A 17,197-nucleotide genomic window follows, 5' to 3' on the forward strand; every position below is an offset into this window, starting at 1 on the left:
AACGGGCAACGGGAATGGCTACAATCGGCGCACTTTCTGATGGAAGGCAATCGTGCCCGGTGGTGCGGCCGGGCTTCAAACCCGGTGAGGGGTGTCAGCCACTCCTGGGTTGGTTCGACTCCAGCTGCCCTCCGCCATCCCATGCACTCCGACAGACGTATCAGCGCTTTATAGGGCTGAACCGGGCGCAATTCTGTTTTGCAGGGGAGAGCAAGCACTGCATTCTTTTGTCCTCAACTCCCACTACATCCCTGGACCAGCTCGTGCCCTTTGCGCCGTCGGGATAGGCTACGACATAATTTCGTCTGCTCTGGGGGTCTTCGCCGACCGTCATCGCCATGTCGCCAAACACCTTGGGCTCCAGGGTCATGGTCCCCGACTCCGACGGATCCAGACTCGGCGGGAAGAACATGGACTTTTTCTGCAACCGAAACCTGTTCTCGGATGGGTCGTCGTGGAGATAAACCACTGGGAAATACTCAAAAGTGACTCTCACGTTGGGTGTGCGAACAGAGTCCTTTTCACTTCTGAAAGCGAACTTCTCCCTGTTCGAAATCGCTTCCTTGCCTTGGGCCAGGGGATGATGGCTCCGATATTTGAACGAGGTCTCCAGAGACACCAGCTTCCACTGGCAGCTTCCTCCGGCATCGATCGCAAAGCGCGCCTTGTAGACATGGTTCTCCGGCGCTCGATCAAGGCTGATCTTTTCGTAGTGAGAAGCCCGCATCAGGGCAACGCCGCTTTGCGACTGCCCACCGACGCCGTAGCTCCTCGGCTCCTCGCATTTTTCTGATTCGTATTCCAGCGTGACCGGCTGGGGCTCGATGCCGTCCCCGGCCTTGACGATCAAGGTCAGCCAGCGTGCGTCCTTGGCAGGGTTTTGTGTGCGATCCGCTTTGTGATCCAGATTCAATGCCGGGGTACAGCCCACCAAGAAAACCCAGGGCACCAGTGTCAGCGCTTTCCATCTCTTGCCCATACCCGTCCTACAGAATGAAAGAACTCCTGGAGTCACCTGCATGCCAGAAAGCGGCGCAGCAACTCCGTTCACGCAACGGACTGGCCTGCGCTCTCCACGAGGCGTCGCAAAGCCGCAGTATCAAGAAGAGAGGCGCCGTGGCCAGCCATCCTCCTAGAACAAGGGCACCACAATCGCAACACGGCGATTTTCTGCGGCATTGCCCGATATGACAGGCAAGGCATTGCCAAGCCCCTTGACCTCGATGTTCTGCCTGGGCATGCCAGCCTCTCCCAACACATCGCTCACAGCCTGAGCTCTGCGCAATGACAGTTTCAGGTTGTAGGCCGCACTGCCTCGGTCGTCGGTATAGCCTTCCACGCGTAGCCGGTCGATACCCTCTTTCAGCAAAGCTCGCGCGAGCTCCACGACTTTGGTGCGCGCAGCCTCGCCCACCTCGGCAGAGTCAAATTCGAAAAGCAGCTTGCCGGACATCTGCAGCTCCCAGCCTTGATCTCCTTCCGAGAACCCCTGGTTGCGCAGCACCTGTTGCTGTTGCGCCGTCAGTCCGCTTTGCGGTACTGGCGGCGGTGGCGGAGTCTGGCACGCTGCCAGCACCACAGCCAATACCATGGCCATGGCCCAACGCATTCCATGGGCAATACGTGACTTCTCCCCGGCTCTCTGGCTCCACTCCATTATTTACTCCTTGTTCGCAGCACTTCCGGCATGGCGTACCACCTTGGCTTCATACATGGCCTGGTCTGCGTGGCCCATCAATTCCTCCATATCCTGCCCGTGCTGCGGGAAGACTGCAATACCGACGCTCACGGAGGGCCTGAGCGCTGCACCGCTACTGGTCACCACAGGGCACTGCATCGCCTCCTGGATCTTGTGCTCCACCACCTGGGCATCCGCCATGCCGCCTACGGGGTAGAGCAGAATGGCAAATTCATCGCCGCCCAGCCTGGCAACCAGGTCTGCCTCGCGCACCACGGAATGAAGGCGGAGCCCTACCGCCCTGAGCAGCGCGTCTCCGGCCGCGTGGCCATGAATATCGTTGACCTGCTTGAAGCGGTCATTATCGATAAAAAGTACGGCGAGCTTGCGCCCCATGGCCTCCGCATCGAGCAGCGCCTGCTGAAGGCGCTGCTCGAAATGTGAGCGATTGGCCAGCCCCGTCAGGCCGTCGCGCGATGCCTGCAGCTCCAATTGCGAGTTCTGCTGCCGCAGCCGCTCCTGCCGCATTTGCAATTCAGACAGCAGCGCATTGAAGTCATCGCCCAGTTCATGCAGTTCCGCAATCCGGGCGGGAGGCACGCGTTGCCCCATGGATCGATCATGCCGCACCGCGCGAGCCACTCTGGCCAGTTGCTGCAACGGCTCGGCAATATCGGCCAGCATGCGGCGTGACTGGCGCATGCCGATAAATCCACTGACCCCCACGCACAGCAACAGCACCGCCAAGCCGGAGCTGAGAAATCGAATGAACCCTGCGCCGTCGCTGTAGAGCACCACACGCCCGATCTGCCTGCCATCCTGGCTCACCGGCGCTTCGGCAGGGCGCATTCCCATGACCGCCGCCAGCAACTCACCGGTGCCACCCGAGCTGGTTTTGGCAGAACTCCACTGCACAAATACCTGCCCCTGGGCGTCAAACACCTGGCTGCGGGCTACATCCTCGTTTCGCAGCAATTGATCCAGTACCCTGCTGGCCTCGCCATGGTCGTTGAACACCAACGACGCTTCGACCGTATAGGCCAGAGATCGGGCCATCAATTGCAAGTTGTTGAGCAGGTAGAAACGCAGCACCACCACCCCGACCACGAGCAGCAGCACACCTGCCAGCGAGATGGCCATGGCGGCCATGCGCAAATGGGCCCGCCGGATTACTGCGTGCAACGATGCCTGGCTGTCCATGAAAAGGCTCATGGCACCGCCTTGGACCGCGCCAGCTGCAGTATCTTGGGACTGATGCGCAGGCCACTGCGGGCAATCGAGTCCAGATTGACTTCAAAGCCCGGGCCTTCACCTTGGCGGCTGAGGCAGAACATGGCACCGATGCGGCACAGCGCACTGCGCTCACTGATCGTCAAAAGGGGGCGGCCGCTTTCTTGCTGCATCAGCTTGCGCCACTGCTGCTCGCCCATGTCTCCCACATAGAGGCCATCGCACTCGGAGGCTTTCAGCTGTGCGGAATCCACCTGTTTGACACTGAGACGCCGACCAGCGACCACCAGCCCGGAGCTTTGCAGCAACCCTGCTCCATATTCCGTGGCGCCCACTGCGCACAGCCGCAACTCTTCGCTTTCATGGGGCCAGCGCGTATAGCCCAGTATCCCGATCACGGTGCGCGTTACCGCTTGCACATTGGTTTCAGCGGATACCTCTGCATCGGTAACCTCTGACGCAACCGCCGACCAGCTCAAACAGGCCGCAAAGAGCCACGCCCAGCCGCTGAAGCGGCGGGACCATGTTCGATTGCCTCGACCTGGCCTCCAATATGACAACAACAGCTCCATGACTTCAGTGACAACTGCCTGGAGACACATTGCGCCATGCATCTCCCCCCGTCAATCCCTGGCATTCTTCCATATCTTTACAATTAGCAATGTAAAACTTGCTGTACTGCCGCCCCCTTGCTCACGGCTGGTAGCAATTGCTCCCCGTCAAGGCGCAGGGAATGCGCAAGCTGTCGATAATAGGGGTAGCTCCTCCTGCCCGCCAGACTCTGATCCATGACTACCGACCTCACCCAGACCCCTCGACTCACTTCCTTGTCCCATGGCGGCGGCTGTGGCTGCAAGATTGCCCCGGGCGTGCTGGCTGACCTGATGAGCCGCAGCGCGCTGCCCAAGCAGTTCTACGCCCAATTGCTGGTGGGCACCGAGACGGCGGACGATGCAGCCGTCTATCAGATCAACGACGAGCAGGCCATTGTTGCGACAACGGATTTTTTCATGCCGATCGTCGACGACCCCTATGATTTCGGCCGAATTGCCGCCACCAATGCGCTGTCTGACATCTATGCCATGGGCGGCACGCCGGTGATGGCGCTGGCAATTGTCGGCATGCCCATCGATGTGCTGCCGCATGATGTGATTGCCAAGATTCTGGAAGGCGGTGAATCGGTCTGCCGTGATGCCGGTATTCCCCTGGCCGGTGGCCATTCCATTGATTCCGTGGAACCCATCTATGGCCTGGTCGGCATCGGCGTCGTCAACCCCAAGAACCTCAAGCGCAACAGCGATGCGCAATCGGGTGACGTATTGATTCTGGGTAAACCACTAGGAGTCGGCATCCAGTCTGCAGCGCTGAAAAAAGGCCTGCTGGACCATGCAGGCTACGCAGCCATGGTGCACACCACCACCCAGCTCAACCGCCCCGGAACCGTGCTGGCGCAGATCGAAGGAGTGCATGCACTCACCGATGTCACTGGCTTTGGCCTGCTGGGCCACACGCTGGAGCTGGCGCGCGGCGCCGGATTGACGGCCAACATCGACAGCGACCTGGTTCCCCTGCTGCCCGGCGTGCGCGAACTGGCCGAACAAGGCATTGCAACAGGAGCCTCGGGCCGCAACTGGGCATCCTACGGTACAGATGTGGAATTGGGCGAAAACGTGTCCGACGCCATGCGCAGCCTGCTGACGGATCCGCAAACCTCAGGCGGCCTGCTGGTGTCGTGCCAGCCCGGAGCCATCCAGCAGGTGCTGGAGACCTTCAAGGGCCATGGATTCTCCGATGCGAGCGTCATTGGCCGCATGCTGCCCGGAGATGCCAAGGTGGCGGTGAAATAGGCGCATTCCCGACCGCGCCAGATGCGTCTGGCTCTGCCATTGCCGACTGTAAAGTGGCCGCTGCCAGAAGCCTAATTTCTTGATATTTCTAAGTAAATATTACAAATAGCCATCATCGACTGCCCGGGCAACCCCTTTCCTTGATGACGAAACGCAAAAAACGCCTGCGGTGAACTGCAGGCGTTTTTGCTTTTGGGCAGACGCTCTTCTTCAGAACGGCAGCTTGGGCATACCTCCGCCACCCATCATGCCTTTCATTCCCTTCATGCCACCCATTTTCTTCATCATCTTCATCAGGCCACCGCCCTTCATCTTCTTCATCATCTGCTGCATCTGGCCGAACTCGTTCAACAGGCGATTGACCTCCTGTACTTGAACTCCGGCACCTGCTGCAATGCGCTTTTTGCGAGTGGCCTTGATCTGTTCGGGCTTGGCCCGTTCATACGGCGTCATCGAGCAGATGATGCCTTCCTTGCGGCGGATTTCGCGCTCCGCCTTGTCCATGTCCACCTGACCGGCCTTGCCCGCCAGCTCGGTCGGCAGCTTGTCCATCAGTGTGGACAGGCCACCCATCTGCTTCATCTGCTGCAGCTGGCCCAGAAAATCGTTCAGATCAAAGCCGTCGCCGGATTTGATCTTTTCGGCCATCTTCTGCGCGGCCTCCATGTCCACGCCCTTGGTGACCTGCTCGACCAGGGCCACGATATCGCCCATGCCCAGAACGCGTTGCGCATGGCGCTCGGCATCGAACACCTCCAGGCCATCGATCTTTTCGGAGACACCGGCAAACTTGATGGGCGCACCCGTGATTTGGCGCACCGACAGCGCAGCGCCGCCACGCGAATCGCCATCGAGCTTGGTCAGGACGATACCGGTCAGCGGCAGCGCTTCCTTGAATGCCTTGGCGGTGTTGATGGCATCCTGGCCCTGCATGGCATCGACGACGAACAAGGTCTCGACAGGCTTGAGCGCCCCGTGCAATTGCTGGATTTCCTGCATCAACACTTCGTCGATGGCGAGGCGCCCAGCCGTATCGACCAGCAACACGTCGAAATAGTGCTTCTTGGCGTAGTCCAGCGCAGCATTGGCGATATCCAGCGGCTTCTGATCAGGCGTACTGGGAAACCATTCAGCACCGGCCTGCGTGGTGACCGTTTTGAGCTGCTCGATAGCTGCCGGGCGGTAGACGTCTCCCGACACCGTCAGCACCTTTTTCTTGCGCTTTTCAATCAGGTGCTTGGCCAGCTTGGCAGTGGTGGTGGTCTTGCCCGCGCCCTGCAGGCCAGCCATCAGGATGACGGCGGGTGGCTGGGCGTTGAGGTTGATGTCCGCCACGCCCTCGCCCATGGTGACGGCAAGTTCCTTGTTGACAATCGAGACCAGGGTCTGCCCGGGCTTGAGGCTGCCAAGCACCTCCTGCCCCAGGGCCTTTTCCTTGACGCGGGCAATGAAATCCCGCACCACAGGCAAGGCAACATCTGCCTCCAGCAAAGCCATGCGCACTTCGCGCAACATGTCCTGCACGTTCGATTCGGTAATACGGGCCTGTCCGCGCATCTCCTTGACGAGGCGCGACAGTTTATCGGTCAATGCGGAAGCCATGGGCAGTGATAGGTAGTTGGAGTGGCAAGCGGCGCTACAGCGCCAGGCCGCGGTGCGGCTTGCTGCAGGCAAAAGCCCATTTTAACCCTTACCCATCTGCCTGCCCGCAGCCCGTGATCCTACGGGTCTGCGCACCGCCTGCAGGCTGCCACATGGAAGGAGCCTCCAAGTAAAGCAGCATGCTGCTGACGGCAGCTATCATAGGCACATGCCCTTTTCTTCTTCCACAGTGGCCGGAGCCGGTCTTGTCGGCTGGATACTGGCCCTGGCTGCGGCGCTTGCCTATGCCCTGCCGGCGCTTGCCACCCAACGCCTGCAGGAGCGCGGCGCCAAGCGCTCGCTCCTCGTCGCCTGGGCCTTGCATGCCGCCAGCCTGGTGTGGGGCCTGGCCGGGCATGAGCCCCGGTTCGGATTTGCGCCGGCCTTGTCCGTCACGGCGTGGCTGGTGCTGACCGTGTATGTGGTCGAGCAGCAGTTGTACCCGCAATTGCGTTCACGCTGGCCGCTGGCTGCACTCGGCAGCGTAGCGGTACTGCTGGCCGTGATTTTCCCCGGAACCCCATTGCATGTCGATGCGTCGCCGTGGCTGCCGCTGCATCTGGCGCTCGGCATTGCATCCTACGGTCTGTTCGCTGCCGCGGTCGTACATGCGGCGCTGATGACGCGCGCAGAACGCCAGATGCGCCAACATGGCGACCACGACGGTGGCTTGCCGCTGCTGACGCTTGAGCGGCTGACATTCCGCTTTGTAGGTGCCGGGTTCGCTCTGCTCACCGCCACCCTGGCGGCGGGCTGGTTCTTTGGCGAGGCGCTGTACGGCAAAGCCTGGATATGGAATCACAAGTCGGTTTTCAGCGTATTGTCCTGGCTGACTTTTGCCATCCTCCTGTTTGGCCGCAAGCGCTTTGGCTGGCGAGGGAGGCAGGCGGTGAACATCCTCTACGCAGGTGCCCTGCTGCTGCTGCTGGCCTATGTGGGCTCGCGCTTTGTACTGGAAGTGATCTTGGAGCGCTGAGCAACCATGAAGTATTTGCTGGTTCTACTGCTGGTGGTGATCGCCTGGCACATCTGGCGTGGCAAACGCGTGCAAAACGCTCGGCCAGCACCTAAAAAGACGCTGGCTCAACCCGAGCCCATGGTGCATTGCGCCCACTGCGGCGTGCATTTCCCGCAATCGGATGCCATCAGCCACCGCGGCAAGCAGTACTGCTCGCAAGCGCACCTGGCCGCCGCCAGCAATACGACGCCGTCGCCATGACCCCTGCTGCAACGCCGCTGGACACCCCTTTTCGGCGCCTATGGCGGGTGTACCTGGCTGCCCGTGTGGTGGTGGCCGTGCTGCTGGCCATCGGCTCTGTTTTGCTGGCTCCTGTTCACGCGCGGCAGTTGCTCCCCCAATTGGCCATACTGGCCATCTATGGTGCGCTTGCCATCCTGTATGCCGTCATCAGCCAGCAGCCACCGCCACAACGCAAGGTCTATGCCTGGCTGCCGACCATCGGGCTCGATCTATTGCTGATATCGCTGCTGGAAGTGACAAAGACCGGCAGTTACACGCTTACACCGCTGTTCGGGCTGACCGTTTTGTTTGCCGGCACGCTGGGCGGCTGGCTGGTGGTTCTGGGCACCTGCGCCTACATCACGATTTTTCTGCTGATGGAGACCCTCACGGCAACAGCATCGGTGCTGGATCTCGAAGTTACGCAGAATACGGTGCAAGCGGGCCTGGCGGGTGCGGCCTACTTCCTGGTGGGTATCCTGGTCCGCCTGCTGGCGGCACGTGTGGAGCGCGAGACGCGGCAGGGTCTGCGCGCCGCAGCTGCAGCCAATCAGCAGGAGCAGGTCAATGCACTGATCCTGCAGAACCTACCAGACGGCGTTCTGGTGGTGGACCAGCAGCTTCAGGTGCACAGCGCCAACCCCGCTGCCATGGCACTGCTGCAGCAGCTCACCACTCCCGTGCAATTGCAGCAGCTGGGGCAACTGCCGGCATGGCAAGGCGTGGTGCACCAGATCAACGACACCTTTCGCAATGGCGAAGCCATCTCCAGCGATCAGGCCTTGATCGCGCCAGGCTCCACCCCCGTCGGCCTGCACGTCCGAACCTGGCTGACCCACCCGCTACCGGGATTGGGCACCATCGACAGCGCGGACAATGACCCGTTGTGCCTCGTTTTCCTCCATGACCTGCGTGAAATGGAAGCGCGCCTGCGCACCGAAAAACTGGCTGCCATGGGGCGTATGTCGGCTGCCGTGGCACACGAAATCCGCAACCCGCTCGCAGCCATCACCCAGGCCAATGCGTTGCTGGACGAAGACCTGACCGACCCCAACCTCAAGCGCCTCACCTATATGGTCGAACAGAACGCCCAACGCCTTGGAAGGATTGCGGAAGACATTCTGGACATCGCTCGGGTGCATAACCAGATACAGCCCGGAGAAGGCGAAGCCGTACTGCTGGACGACACAGTCTACGAAATCTGCAATGACTGGATGGCGCTCGCGCCAGCCGCGCACCAGGTGGCGCTGTCCCTGCATGCGGAGGGCAGTCTGGTGGCATTTGACACGGGGCATCTGCGCCAACTGCTGTACAACCTGCTCAACAATGCGCAACGCTATCGCAGCGACCATGCCGATGCCTTGCAGGTAACCACCTCCAGCACCCTGGCCGGCACGGCCACCATGGTGGTGTGGAGCGACGGTCAGCCCATCGAGCCGACCATCGAGAAGCACTTGTTCGAGCCCTTTTTCTCATCGGAGAGCCGCTCGAGCGGACTTGGTCTGTACATCTGCCGGGAGCTGTGCACCCGCCACGGCGCTATGATCCGCTATGAAAGACAAAGCGCCCGTCACTCGGATATACGCGATGGGAATGCTTTCATCGTGCAGTTCCGCAGGGCTGCCAACTCCGTTGCACAACCATCTCTTGAGCGCCTGCTGCCGATATGAGTTTTGAAAATACCTCCGTTCTGGTCGTGGACGATGAGCCCGACCTGCGCACACTGTATGAACTGACGCTGCTGCGTGAGGGCTACCGCGTGCATACGGCTGGCTCGGTGCAGGAAGCGCAGTCCCAATTGCAGCAGCAGCAGTTCGATATCCTGATCACCGACATGCGACTGCCCGATGGCCTGGGCATGGAGCTGCTGCAGACGCTGCGCAGCCAGGGGCGCAGTGAGCGCGCCATCGTCATAACCGCCTATGGCTCAGCCGAAAATGCCATCGCCGCCTTGCGGGAAGGCGCCTTCGACTACCTCACCAAACCGGTCGATCTCAAACAATTCCGCCAGGTTGTCGCATCCGCGCGCCAGGGCCTGCCCAGTCCCTCTCCCGTGCAACAAGCACCGGCAGGCGACAGCAGTGCCCGATCCCCAGCAGCGGCAACAGCTCCGGCCAAGGAGCTGGTGGGCCAGTCACCAGCCATGCAGCAGGTGCGTGAGCGCATCGCCAAGGTGGCCAGCAGCATGGCGCCCATTCTGGTGCGCGGCGAATCTGGTACTGGAAAGGAACTGGTCGCCCAGGCCCTGCACTCCCACAGCCAGCGCGCTGCGGGCCCGATGGTGGCAGTCAATTGCGGCGCCATTCCGGAAGCGCTGCTGGAAGCCGAATTCTTTGGCGCCAAGAAGGGCTCCTACACCGGCGCAGCCCAGGACCGGGAAGGTTTTTTCCAGGCCGCGCATGGCGGCACCCTGTTTCTTGACGAGATCGGCGAACTGCCGCTGGCCATGCAAGCCAAATTGCTGCGGGCGATTCAGGAGCGAAAAATCCGCCCCCTCGGTGGTCAGCAGGAAGAAGCTGTCGATGTCCGCATCGTCAGCGCCACGCACCGTGACCTGGCGGCCGATGTGGCGCAAGGGCGCTTTCGCCAGGACTTGTACTACCGACTCAATGTCATCGAGATCGTGATTCCGCCTCTGCGCGAGCGGCGTGAGGACCTGCCTCAGTTGTGCACCGTGTTGCTGCAGCGCATTGCGCAAGACCACGGCCAGCCCGCCTACCAGCTGACGGAAGAGGCCCTCGCCACCATTGCGGCCTACCCGCTGGCTGGCAATGTGCGCGAGCTGGAGAACCTGTTGCTGCGCTCGGTCGCCTTGAGCGACGGATCACTGCTGAAAATAGACCAGCCAGCAAAAACCTGGCAGCCGGACCTGGCCAATGTAGCACCGCCACCCGCTGCGCAAGCGGCATTCCGGTTGCCAGAACCCTCCGCAACACCGGCCTCTCTGCCTTTGGCCGTCGGCGCAGCAACTGCGCCGCCCATCCCTGGCAATACCTACCCTTGCGACCAAGACCTGCCCCAGGATCTGCAAACCTGGATGGACGAGCTGGAGCGAGACATACTGGTGCGGGCACTGCGCGAATTCGGCTTCAACCGCACAGCGGCGGCAGCGCGCCTGGGCATCAGCCTGCGGCAAATCCGCTACCGGATGGAGCGGCTGCACATTGCAGATACGCATGACGGAGTTCCTCACCAGTGACGCCCGCCCCACGCGCATCGCAATTGCCAGTAGCCTGGGATGCCGGATGGCTACAAATGGCCACCCACTGTCCGTCACCCAATTTCGGCCCTCGGCCTGCAGCCACGGACATTGACCTGCTGGTACTGCATTCGATCAGCCTGCCCCCCGGCATCTATGGCACCGGAGACGTACAGCGCCTTTTTGTGAACCAGCTGGACTGGGACGCACATCCTTATTTTCAAGACATCCGCGGGCTGAAGGTGTCTTCGCACTTCTTTATCACCCGAGTTGGCACCGTCTGGCAGTTTGTAAGCTGCAATGACCGTGCCTGGCATGCAGGTGCGTCCAGTTGGCAGGGGCGTGAGCGCTGCAACGACTACTCCATCGGCATTGAGCTGGAGGGCCTGGAGGGCCTGCCTTTCGAGGCAGCGCAATATGCGGCACTGGCTCAAGTCTGCCAGCATGTCGAAAATGAATACCCAATCCGTCAGATTGCGGGGCATGAACATGTGGCCCCGGGACGCAAGCAGGATCCGGGCAGCGGCTTCGTCTGGCCTCAGTTGCAACAGATGCTGAACTGGCCCCGGGCCATGTTTCCGCCAGGTACCGTCTAGCTACGCTCCTTCTGCATTTTCAAAGCCCTTGGCGGCACCCGCCCCATCAGGAACGCGTGCATAACTGCACGCTTGGCATGGACGCCACACGCCGTCTGTCGTTGCCACTCGCGGCCAACATTTTTTTCAATCGCATGCAGGCCATGCATTGCCCGATGTGAGGCCCGCTTTTCCCTGCAAGCACGCACCAGCACTGCGCTCGCACACCGAAAACATGCATCGGTGCGCATTGCCGCGCATGCTGCGATGCAACGCAGACAGCTTTATCACAATTTGTCACGACTCATTTCCATATATTGCGAAGTACACTATAGGTAGTGTTCAGCAGGCCGCCAGACACTATATGTAGTGTCCAGAGTATTCCCAGCCCTTTCCTGCGGCTTCCTGCTGACGTCGCTTTTTTCGATTTTCTACCGGTTTTTTCAAGAGTTTCAGAGAGGACAACATGAACGCCGACTCGCTTTCCGCCGAACTGACACAACAGGACTCCAGCAAGCGCACGATTGACGGTTTCACCGTTCTTCCCGACTACCAGATCATTCGACGGAACGGTGCCGTCGTTCCTTTCGAGCCGCCAAAGATCACCACCGCCATGATGAAAGCCTTTTTGGCGGTGCATGGCACCCAGGGCTCCGCATCAGCCAGCGTGCGCGAAGTCGTGGAGAACCTCACTCACACTGTGGTTCGCGCCCTGATGCGCTCACGCCCTGGCGGCGGTACCTTCCATATTGAGGATGTGCAAGACCAGGTGGAACTGGGCCTGATGCGCAGCGGCAACCATGAAGTGGCGCGCGCCTATGTGCTGTACCGCGAGCGCCGCAACCAGGAACGCGCACAGTTGCACGCCGAGCACGCGCCCGCCCAACCCGAGCTGCACGTGCTGGACAAGGGCCAGCGCGTGGTGCTGGATGTGAAAAAGCTGCACGACCGCATCACCGCTGCCTGTCAGGGCCTGGGCCAGGATGTGGACCCTGCGCCGGTGCTCAGCGAGACCCTGCGCAATCTGTACGATGGCATGAACATGGACGAGGTTTTCAAAGCCTCCATCCTGGCCGCCCGCACCCTGATCGAAAAAGAGCCTGACTACACCTTTGTGACCGCTCGGCTGCTGCTGCACACCATCACGCGCGAAATCCTGGGCCAGGACGTGGCAGCCTCCGACATGGGCGCGGCCTATGCTGCCTACTTCCCAGGCTACATCGCCAAGGGCGTAGAGCACGACCTGCTCAACCCCGACATGCTGAATTTCGACCTGCCGCGCCTCGCCTCGGCCCTGAACGCCGAGCGTGACCAGCAGTTCGACTACCTGGGCCTGCAGACGCTGTATGACCGGTATTTCCTGCACGTCAAAAAGCAGCGCATCGAGCTGCCCCAGGCCTTCTTCATGCGCGTGGCCATGGGCCTGGCGCTCAACGAGAAGGACCGCAATGCGCGCGCAATCGAGTTCTATGAACTGCTGTCGTCGTTCGACTTCATGTCTTCCACGCCTACGCTGTTCAACAGCGGCACGCAACGCTCGCAGCTCTCCTCCTGCTACCTGACCACGGTCCCCGACGATCTGGGTGGCATCTATGACGCCATCCGTGAGAACGCACTGCTGTCCAAGTTTGCTGGCGGCCTGGGCAACGACTGGACGCGCGTACGCGCCCTGGGTGCCCGCATCAAGGGCACCAATGGCGAATCGCAGGGCGTGGTGCCTTTCCTCAAGGTGGTCAATGACACGGCCGTGGCCGTGAACCAGGGCGGCAAGCGCAAGGGCGCGGTCTGCACCTACCTGGAAACCTGGCACCTGGACATCGAAGAATTCCTGGAGTTGCGCAAGAACACCGGCGATGACCGCCGCCGCACCCATGACATGAACACGGCCAACTGGATTCCCGACCTGTTCATGAAGCGTGTGATGGAAAAAGGCAGTTGGACCCTGTTCTCGCCATCCGATGTGCTGGATCTGCATGACCTGTTCGGCGCCGCATTCGAGAAGGCCTACACCGCCTACGAAGCCAAGGCAGCCACCGGAGAAATTGCACTCTCCAAAACCCTGCCTGCCGTCGACCTGTGGCGCAAGATGCTGTCGATGCTGTTCGAAACCGGCCATCCCTGGATCACCTTCAAGGATGCCTGCAACGTGCGCTCACCCCAGCAGCACGCCGGCGTGGTGCACTCCTCCAATCTGTGCACCGAGATCACGCTCAATACCAGTGACACCGAAACCGCTGTCTGCAATCTGGGCTCGGTCAACCTGGCCCGCCATATCAAGGACGATGGCAACGGCGGCAAGCAGCTGGACCAGGACAAGCTGAAAAAGACGGTCAATACCGCCATGCGCATGCTCGACAACGTCATCGACATCAACTACTACGCCGTGGACAAGGCGCGTGACTCCAACATGCGCCACCGCCCGGTCGGCCTTGGCATCATGGCTTTCCAGGACAGCCTGTACCAGTTGCACATTCCCTATGCCAGTGATGCCGCCGTGCAATTTGCCGACGAATCGATGGAAGCCGTGTGCTACTACGCCTACTGGGCGTCGACCGAGCTGGCCAAGGAGCGCGGCGTGTACTCCAGTTACCAGGGCTCGCTCTGGAGCCAGGGCATCCTGCCGCCCGATACGCTGGACATGCTGGCCCAGACCCGTGGCAATGCAGACTATGTACAGGTGGACCGCAGCGCACGCCTGGACTGGGAAGCCCTGCGTAAGAAAATTGCCAAGGACGGCATGCGCAACTCCAACTGCGTTGCCATCGCGCCCACGGCGACCATCTCGAACATCGTCGGCGTCGACGCATCGATCGAGCCATCCTTCGGCAACCTGTCCGTCAAATCCAACCTGTCGGGTGAATTCACCGTCATCAACCAGTACCTGGTGCGTGACCTCAAGCGCTTGGGCCTGTGGGACGAAGTGATGGTGATGGACCTGAAACACTTTGATGGATCACTGCGCCCGATCGATCGCGTTCCGCACGAGCTCAAGGCTCTGTACGCTACCGCATTCGAAGTCGAGCCCGTCTGGCTGGTGGAAGCCGCGTCGCGCCGCCAGAAATGGATCGACCAGGCCCAGAGCCTCAATATCTATATTGCAGGCGCATCCGGCAAGAAACTGGACGACACCTACAAGCTTGCCTGGGTACGTGGCCTCAAGACCACCTACTACCTGCGCACCACCAGCGCCACACAAGTCGAAAAGTCCACCGTGCAAAGTCGTGTGCTCAATGCAGTGCCCAGCGCGGGCGCCGCGCCCGCTGCCACCGTGAGCGCACTGGATGCCGCTGCCGCAGCGGCCCGTTCGCAGGCCCCGGCCACCGACGTCAAGTTCTGCGCGATTGACGACCCCGGCTGCGAAGCCTGCCAGTAAACCTTTAGCCATCCACGCACGCGCCATCCCAATAATCCGTGGCCCGTGCGTCAGCCAGCAACGCAGATGGAGAGAACTAAATGCTGAGTTTTGAAGAAGAATCGCAAGCCACCGCAGCCATGCCCCAGGCAGGCAGCGGTACTGCCAGTACCCACAAGCGTGTCAATGCCGCCGACAAGCGCATCATCAACGCCAAGACCGACGTGAACCAGCTCGTTCCGTTCAAGTACAAATGGGCTTGGGAAAAGTACCTCGCCACCTGCGCCAACCACTGGATGCCGCAGGAAGTGAACATGACGCGCGACATCGCGCTGTGGAAGTCGCCCGACGGCCTGACGGAAGACGAGCGCCGCATCGTCAAGCGCAACCTGGGCTTCTTTGTCACCGCCGACTCGCTGGCGGCCAACAATATCGTGCTGGGCACCTACCGCCACATCACCGCCCCCGAATGCCGCCAGTTCCTGCTGCGCCAGGCATTCGAGGAAGCGATCCACACGCACGCCTACCAATACATCGTCGAGTCCCTGGGCCTGGACGAAGGCGAGATTTTCAACGCCTACAACGAAGTCAAATCGATCCGCGACAAGGACGAGTTCCTGATCCCGTTCATCGAAGCGATCATGGACCCGGACTTCCATACCGGCACGCCCGAGACCGACCAGACCCTGCTCAAGAGCCTGATCGTCTTCGCCTGCCTCATGGAGGGCCTCTTCTTCTACGTGGGCTTCACGCAGATTCTGGCACTGGGCCGGCAGAACAAGATGACCGGTGCCGCCGAGCAGTACCAGTACATCCTGCGCGATGAATCGATGCACTGCAACTTCGGCATCGACCTCATCAACCAGCTCAAGCTGGAGAACCCGCACCTGTGGACGCCCGCGTTCAAGGACGAAATCAAGGCACTGTTCCTCAAGGCCGTCGACCTCGAATATGCGTACGCCGAAGACACCATGCCGCGCGGCGTGCTGGGCATGAATGCCTCGATGTTCAAAGGCTACCTGCGCTACATCGCGAACCGCCGGGCCACGCAGATCGGATTGGAGGCATTGTTCCCCAACGAAGAGAATCCGTTCCCATGGATGAGCGAGATGATCGATCTGAAAAAGGAAAGAAATTTCTTCGAAACACGCGTCATCGAATACCAGTCTGGTGGTGCGTTGTCGTGGGATTGAAGAGCATTGAAAGTGCGAACCCAAGAAAAATGTGGTTTTCCTGATAGAAAACTGTGAAATTTGGCGTCTTTATTGAGGTTTGCACTATGACAGTTGCTAGCAGCTGATGCACAATTCAGTTTGCTATCAAAACTTCGTGTCGAATTCAATCAGGCATGAAGTCTGCTTTCTAAATTGACCGAAGGAGAAGAGCATGGCAACGTCCAAAGCAAGCAAGAAGTCTGCAGACACCAAGGCAACTGCTAAGAAGGCTGCAACTACCAAGGCTGCTGCCCCCAAGGCCGCAGCAAAGCCCAAGGCCGTCAAGGCCGCCGCTGCCAAGCCAGCGGCCAAGAAGACTGCAACCAAGGCAGCAGCCAAACCTGCAGCCAAGGCAGCAAGCACCAAAAAAGCTGCTGCCAAGCCAGCAGCCAAAAAGGCCGCCGCTAAGCCGGTAGCCAAGAAAGCTGCAGCACCTGCCAAGAAGGCTTCTGCAAGCAAGGCCGCTGCCAAGCCAGCAGCAAAGAAGGCTGCCACCAAGGCCGTAGCCAAGAAGGCTGCAGCACCTGCCAAGAAGGCAGCGGCTCCAGCAAAGAAGGCAGCAGCCAAGCCTGCAGCGAAAAAGGCTGCAACCAAGGCCGTCGCTAAAAAGACCGCTGCCAAGCCAGCAGTGAAGAAGGCAGCACCCGCCAAGAAGGCTGTTGCTGCCAAGGCACCTGCAAAGAAGGCCGCCGTCAAAGTGGTGGCCAAAAAGGCCGCAGTGAAGGCAGCTCCAGCCAAGAAGGCTGCTGCAGCTAAACCTGCTGCAAAGCCTGCAGCCAAGCCAGTTGCAAAGCCTGCGGCAAAGAAGGCGGCTCCAGCCAAGAAGGCAGTTGCAGCAAAGCCCGCAGCAAAAGCTGCCGCCAAGCCTGCTGCAAAGAAGGCGGCTCCTGCCAAGAAGGCTTCCGCAAAGCCTGCCCCTGCTGCAGCGCCTGCTGCTGCTGCATCCGCAGAGCCTGTGAAGACCGTGCTGAGCACCAACGCAGCCTGGCCCTTCCCAACCAGCAACCGCCCTCAATAAGAGCACGCGGCTTCTCAAAACAAAACCGGCTTCAAGCCGGTTTTGTTTTTGCTGCATCAGATATCAGCCACTTGGTGCAAGTACCAGCCTCAGCTGTCTTGCATTTGCAGGCATGGAGTCAACCCAATGCCCACCTGCAAGCTGGCAACTCCTGGGGTTGTTTTGACATGGGCCGTTGCAACGCGCTATCCAATGCGGACCCA

At 60.4% G+C, this 17,197-nt stretch carries 14 protein-coding genes and 1 tRNA gene; 10 read left to right on the forward strand and 5 right to left on the reverse strand.

The window, feature by feature from the left end; all coding sequences use genetic code 11:
* The first annotated feature begins 41 nt into the window (after window positions 1-41).
* Window positions 42-137 (forward strand) — tRNA-Sec (locus ABIE32_RS14700).
* Between the two features lie 23 nt (window positions 138-160).
* Here ABIE32_RS14700 and ABIE32_RS14705 read toward each other — a convergent pair.
* From ABIE32_RS14705 to ABIE32_RS14720, 4 genes are all read right to left on the reverse strand, one after another.
* Complete coding sequence (locus ABIE32_RS14705; protein ID WP_429017286.1) at window positions 161-979, reverse strand: hypothetical protein; 819 nt, start codon at window positions 977-979, stop codon at window positions 161-163.
* A 153-nt stretch (window positions 980-1,132) separates the two neighbouring features.
* Window positions 1,133-1,597: an OmpA family protein gene (locus ABIE32_RS14710; protein ID WP_429017289.1), complete on the reverse strand. Its 465-nt coding sequence runs from the start codon at window positions 1,595-1,597 to the stop codon at window positions 1,133-1,135.
* 63 nt (window positions 1,598-1,660) lie between these two features.
* On the reverse strand, window positions 1,661-2,890 hold the full coding sequence (locus ABIE32_RS14715) for a diguanylate cyclase domain-containing protein (protein ID WP_429017292.1): 1,230 nt from the start codon (window positions 2,888-2,890) through the stop codon (window positions 1,661-1,663).
* On the reverse strand, window positions 2,887-3,327 hold the full coding sequence (locus ABIE32_RS14720) for a YfiR family protein (RefSeq protein ID WP_429017295.1): 441 nt from the start codon (window positions 3,325-3,327) through the stop codon (window positions 2,887-2,889). The genes ABIE32_RS14715 and ABIE32_RS14720 overlap by 4 nt, the downstream gene beginning before the upstream one ends.
* A gap of 369 nt (window positions 3,328-3,696) precedes the next feature.
* Between ABIE32_RS14720 and selD the strand changes: the two genes are divergently transcribed.
* A complete protein-coding gene (gene selD, locus ABIE32_RS14725; RefSeq protein ID WP_429017297.1) occupies window positions 3,697-4,755 on the forward strand; it encodes a selenide, water dikinase SelD in 1,059 nt (352 codons plus the stop codon).
* 210 nt (window positions 4,756-4,965) lie between these two features.
* Here selD and ffh read toward each other — a convergent pair whose 3' ends face one another.
* Window positions 4,966-6,357, reverse strand: a complete 1,392-nt coding sequence (gene ffh / locus ABIE32_RS14730; protein ID WP_429017300.1) for a signal recognition particle protein — start codon at window positions 6,355-6,357, stop codon at window positions 4,966-4,968.
* A gap of 208 nt (window positions 6,358-6,565) precedes the next feature.
* Between ffh and ABIE32_RS14735 the strand changes: the two genes are divergently transcribed.
* The 8 genes from ABIE32_RS14735 to ABIE32_RS14770 all read left to right on the forward strand — a co-directional run bounded on the left by ABIE32_RS14735 (window position 6,566) and on the right by ABIE32_RS14770 (window position 16,994).
* Window positions 6,566-7,372 carry a cytochrome C assembly family protein gene (locus ABIE32_RS14735; RefSeq protein ID WP_429017302.1) on the forward strand — a complete coding sequence of 269 codons (807 nt, stop codon included), beginning with the start codon at window positions 6,566-6,568 and terminating at the stop codon, window positions 7,370-7,372.
* Between the two features lie 6 nt (window positions 7,373-7,378).
* Window positions 7,379-7,615: a PP0621 family protein gene (locus ABIE32_RS14740; protein ID WP_224151304.1), complete on the forward strand. Its 237-nt coding sequence runs from the start codon at window positions 7,379-7,381 to the stop codon at window positions 7,613-7,615.
* Window positions 7,612-9,306, forward strand: a complete 1,695-nt coding sequence (locus ABIE32_RS14745) for an ATP-binding protein (RefSeq protein ID WP_429017305.1) — start codon at window positions 7,612-7,614, stop codon at window positions 9,304-9,306. The genes ABIE32_RS14740 and ABIE32_RS14745 overlap by 4 nt, the downstream gene beginning before the upstream one ends.
* Complete coding sequence (locus ABIE32_RS14750) at window positions 9,303-10,835, forward strand: sigma-54-dependent transcriptional regulator (RefSeq protein ID WP_429017308.1); 1,533 nt, start codon at window positions 9,303-9,305, stop codon at window positions 10,833-10,835. The genes ABIE32_RS14745 and ABIE32_RS14750 overlap by 4 nt, the downstream gene beginning before the upstream one ends.
* A complete protein-coding gene (gene ampD / locus ABIE32_RS14755; protein ID WP_429017311.1) occupies window positions 10,832-11,431 on the forward strand; it encodes a 1,6-anhydro-N-acetylmuramyl-L-alanine amidase AmpD in 600 nt (199 codons plus the stop codon). The genes ABIE32_RS14750 and ampD overlap by 4 nt, the downstream gene beginning before the upstream one ends.
* Before the next feature lie 445 nt (window positions 11,432-11,876).
* The gene (locus ABIE32_RS14760; protein WP_429017313.1) at window positions 11,877-14,783 is read left to right on the forward strand and encodes a ribonucleoside-diphosphate reductase subunit alpha; all 2,907 of its coding nucleotides are present in this window, start codon (window positions 11,877-11,879) and stop codon (window positions 14,781-14,783) included.
* Between the two features lie 119 nt (window positions 14,784-14,902).
* Window positions 14,903-15,955: a ribonucleotide-diphosphate reductase subunit beta gene (locus ABIE32_RS14765; RefSeq protein ID WP_429017377.1), complete on the forward strand. Its 1,053-nt coding sequence runs from the start codon at window positions 14,903-14,905 to the stop codon at window positions 15,953-15,955.
* A gap of 193 nt (window positions 15,956-16,148) precedes the next feature.
* Complete coding sequence (locus tag ABIE32_RS14770; protein WP_224151298.1) at window positions 16,149-16,994, forward strand: hypothetical protein; 846 nt, start codon at window positions 16,149-16,151, stop codon at window positions 16,992-16,994.
* The last annotated feature ends 203 nt before the right edge of the window (window positions 16,995-17,197 follow it).

The sequence above is a fragment of the Comamonas sp. 4034 genome, assembly GCF_050434545.1.
GTDB lineage: Bacteria > Pseudomonadota > Gammaproteobacteria > Burkholderiales > Burkholderiaceae_C > Comamonas > Comamonas odontotermitis.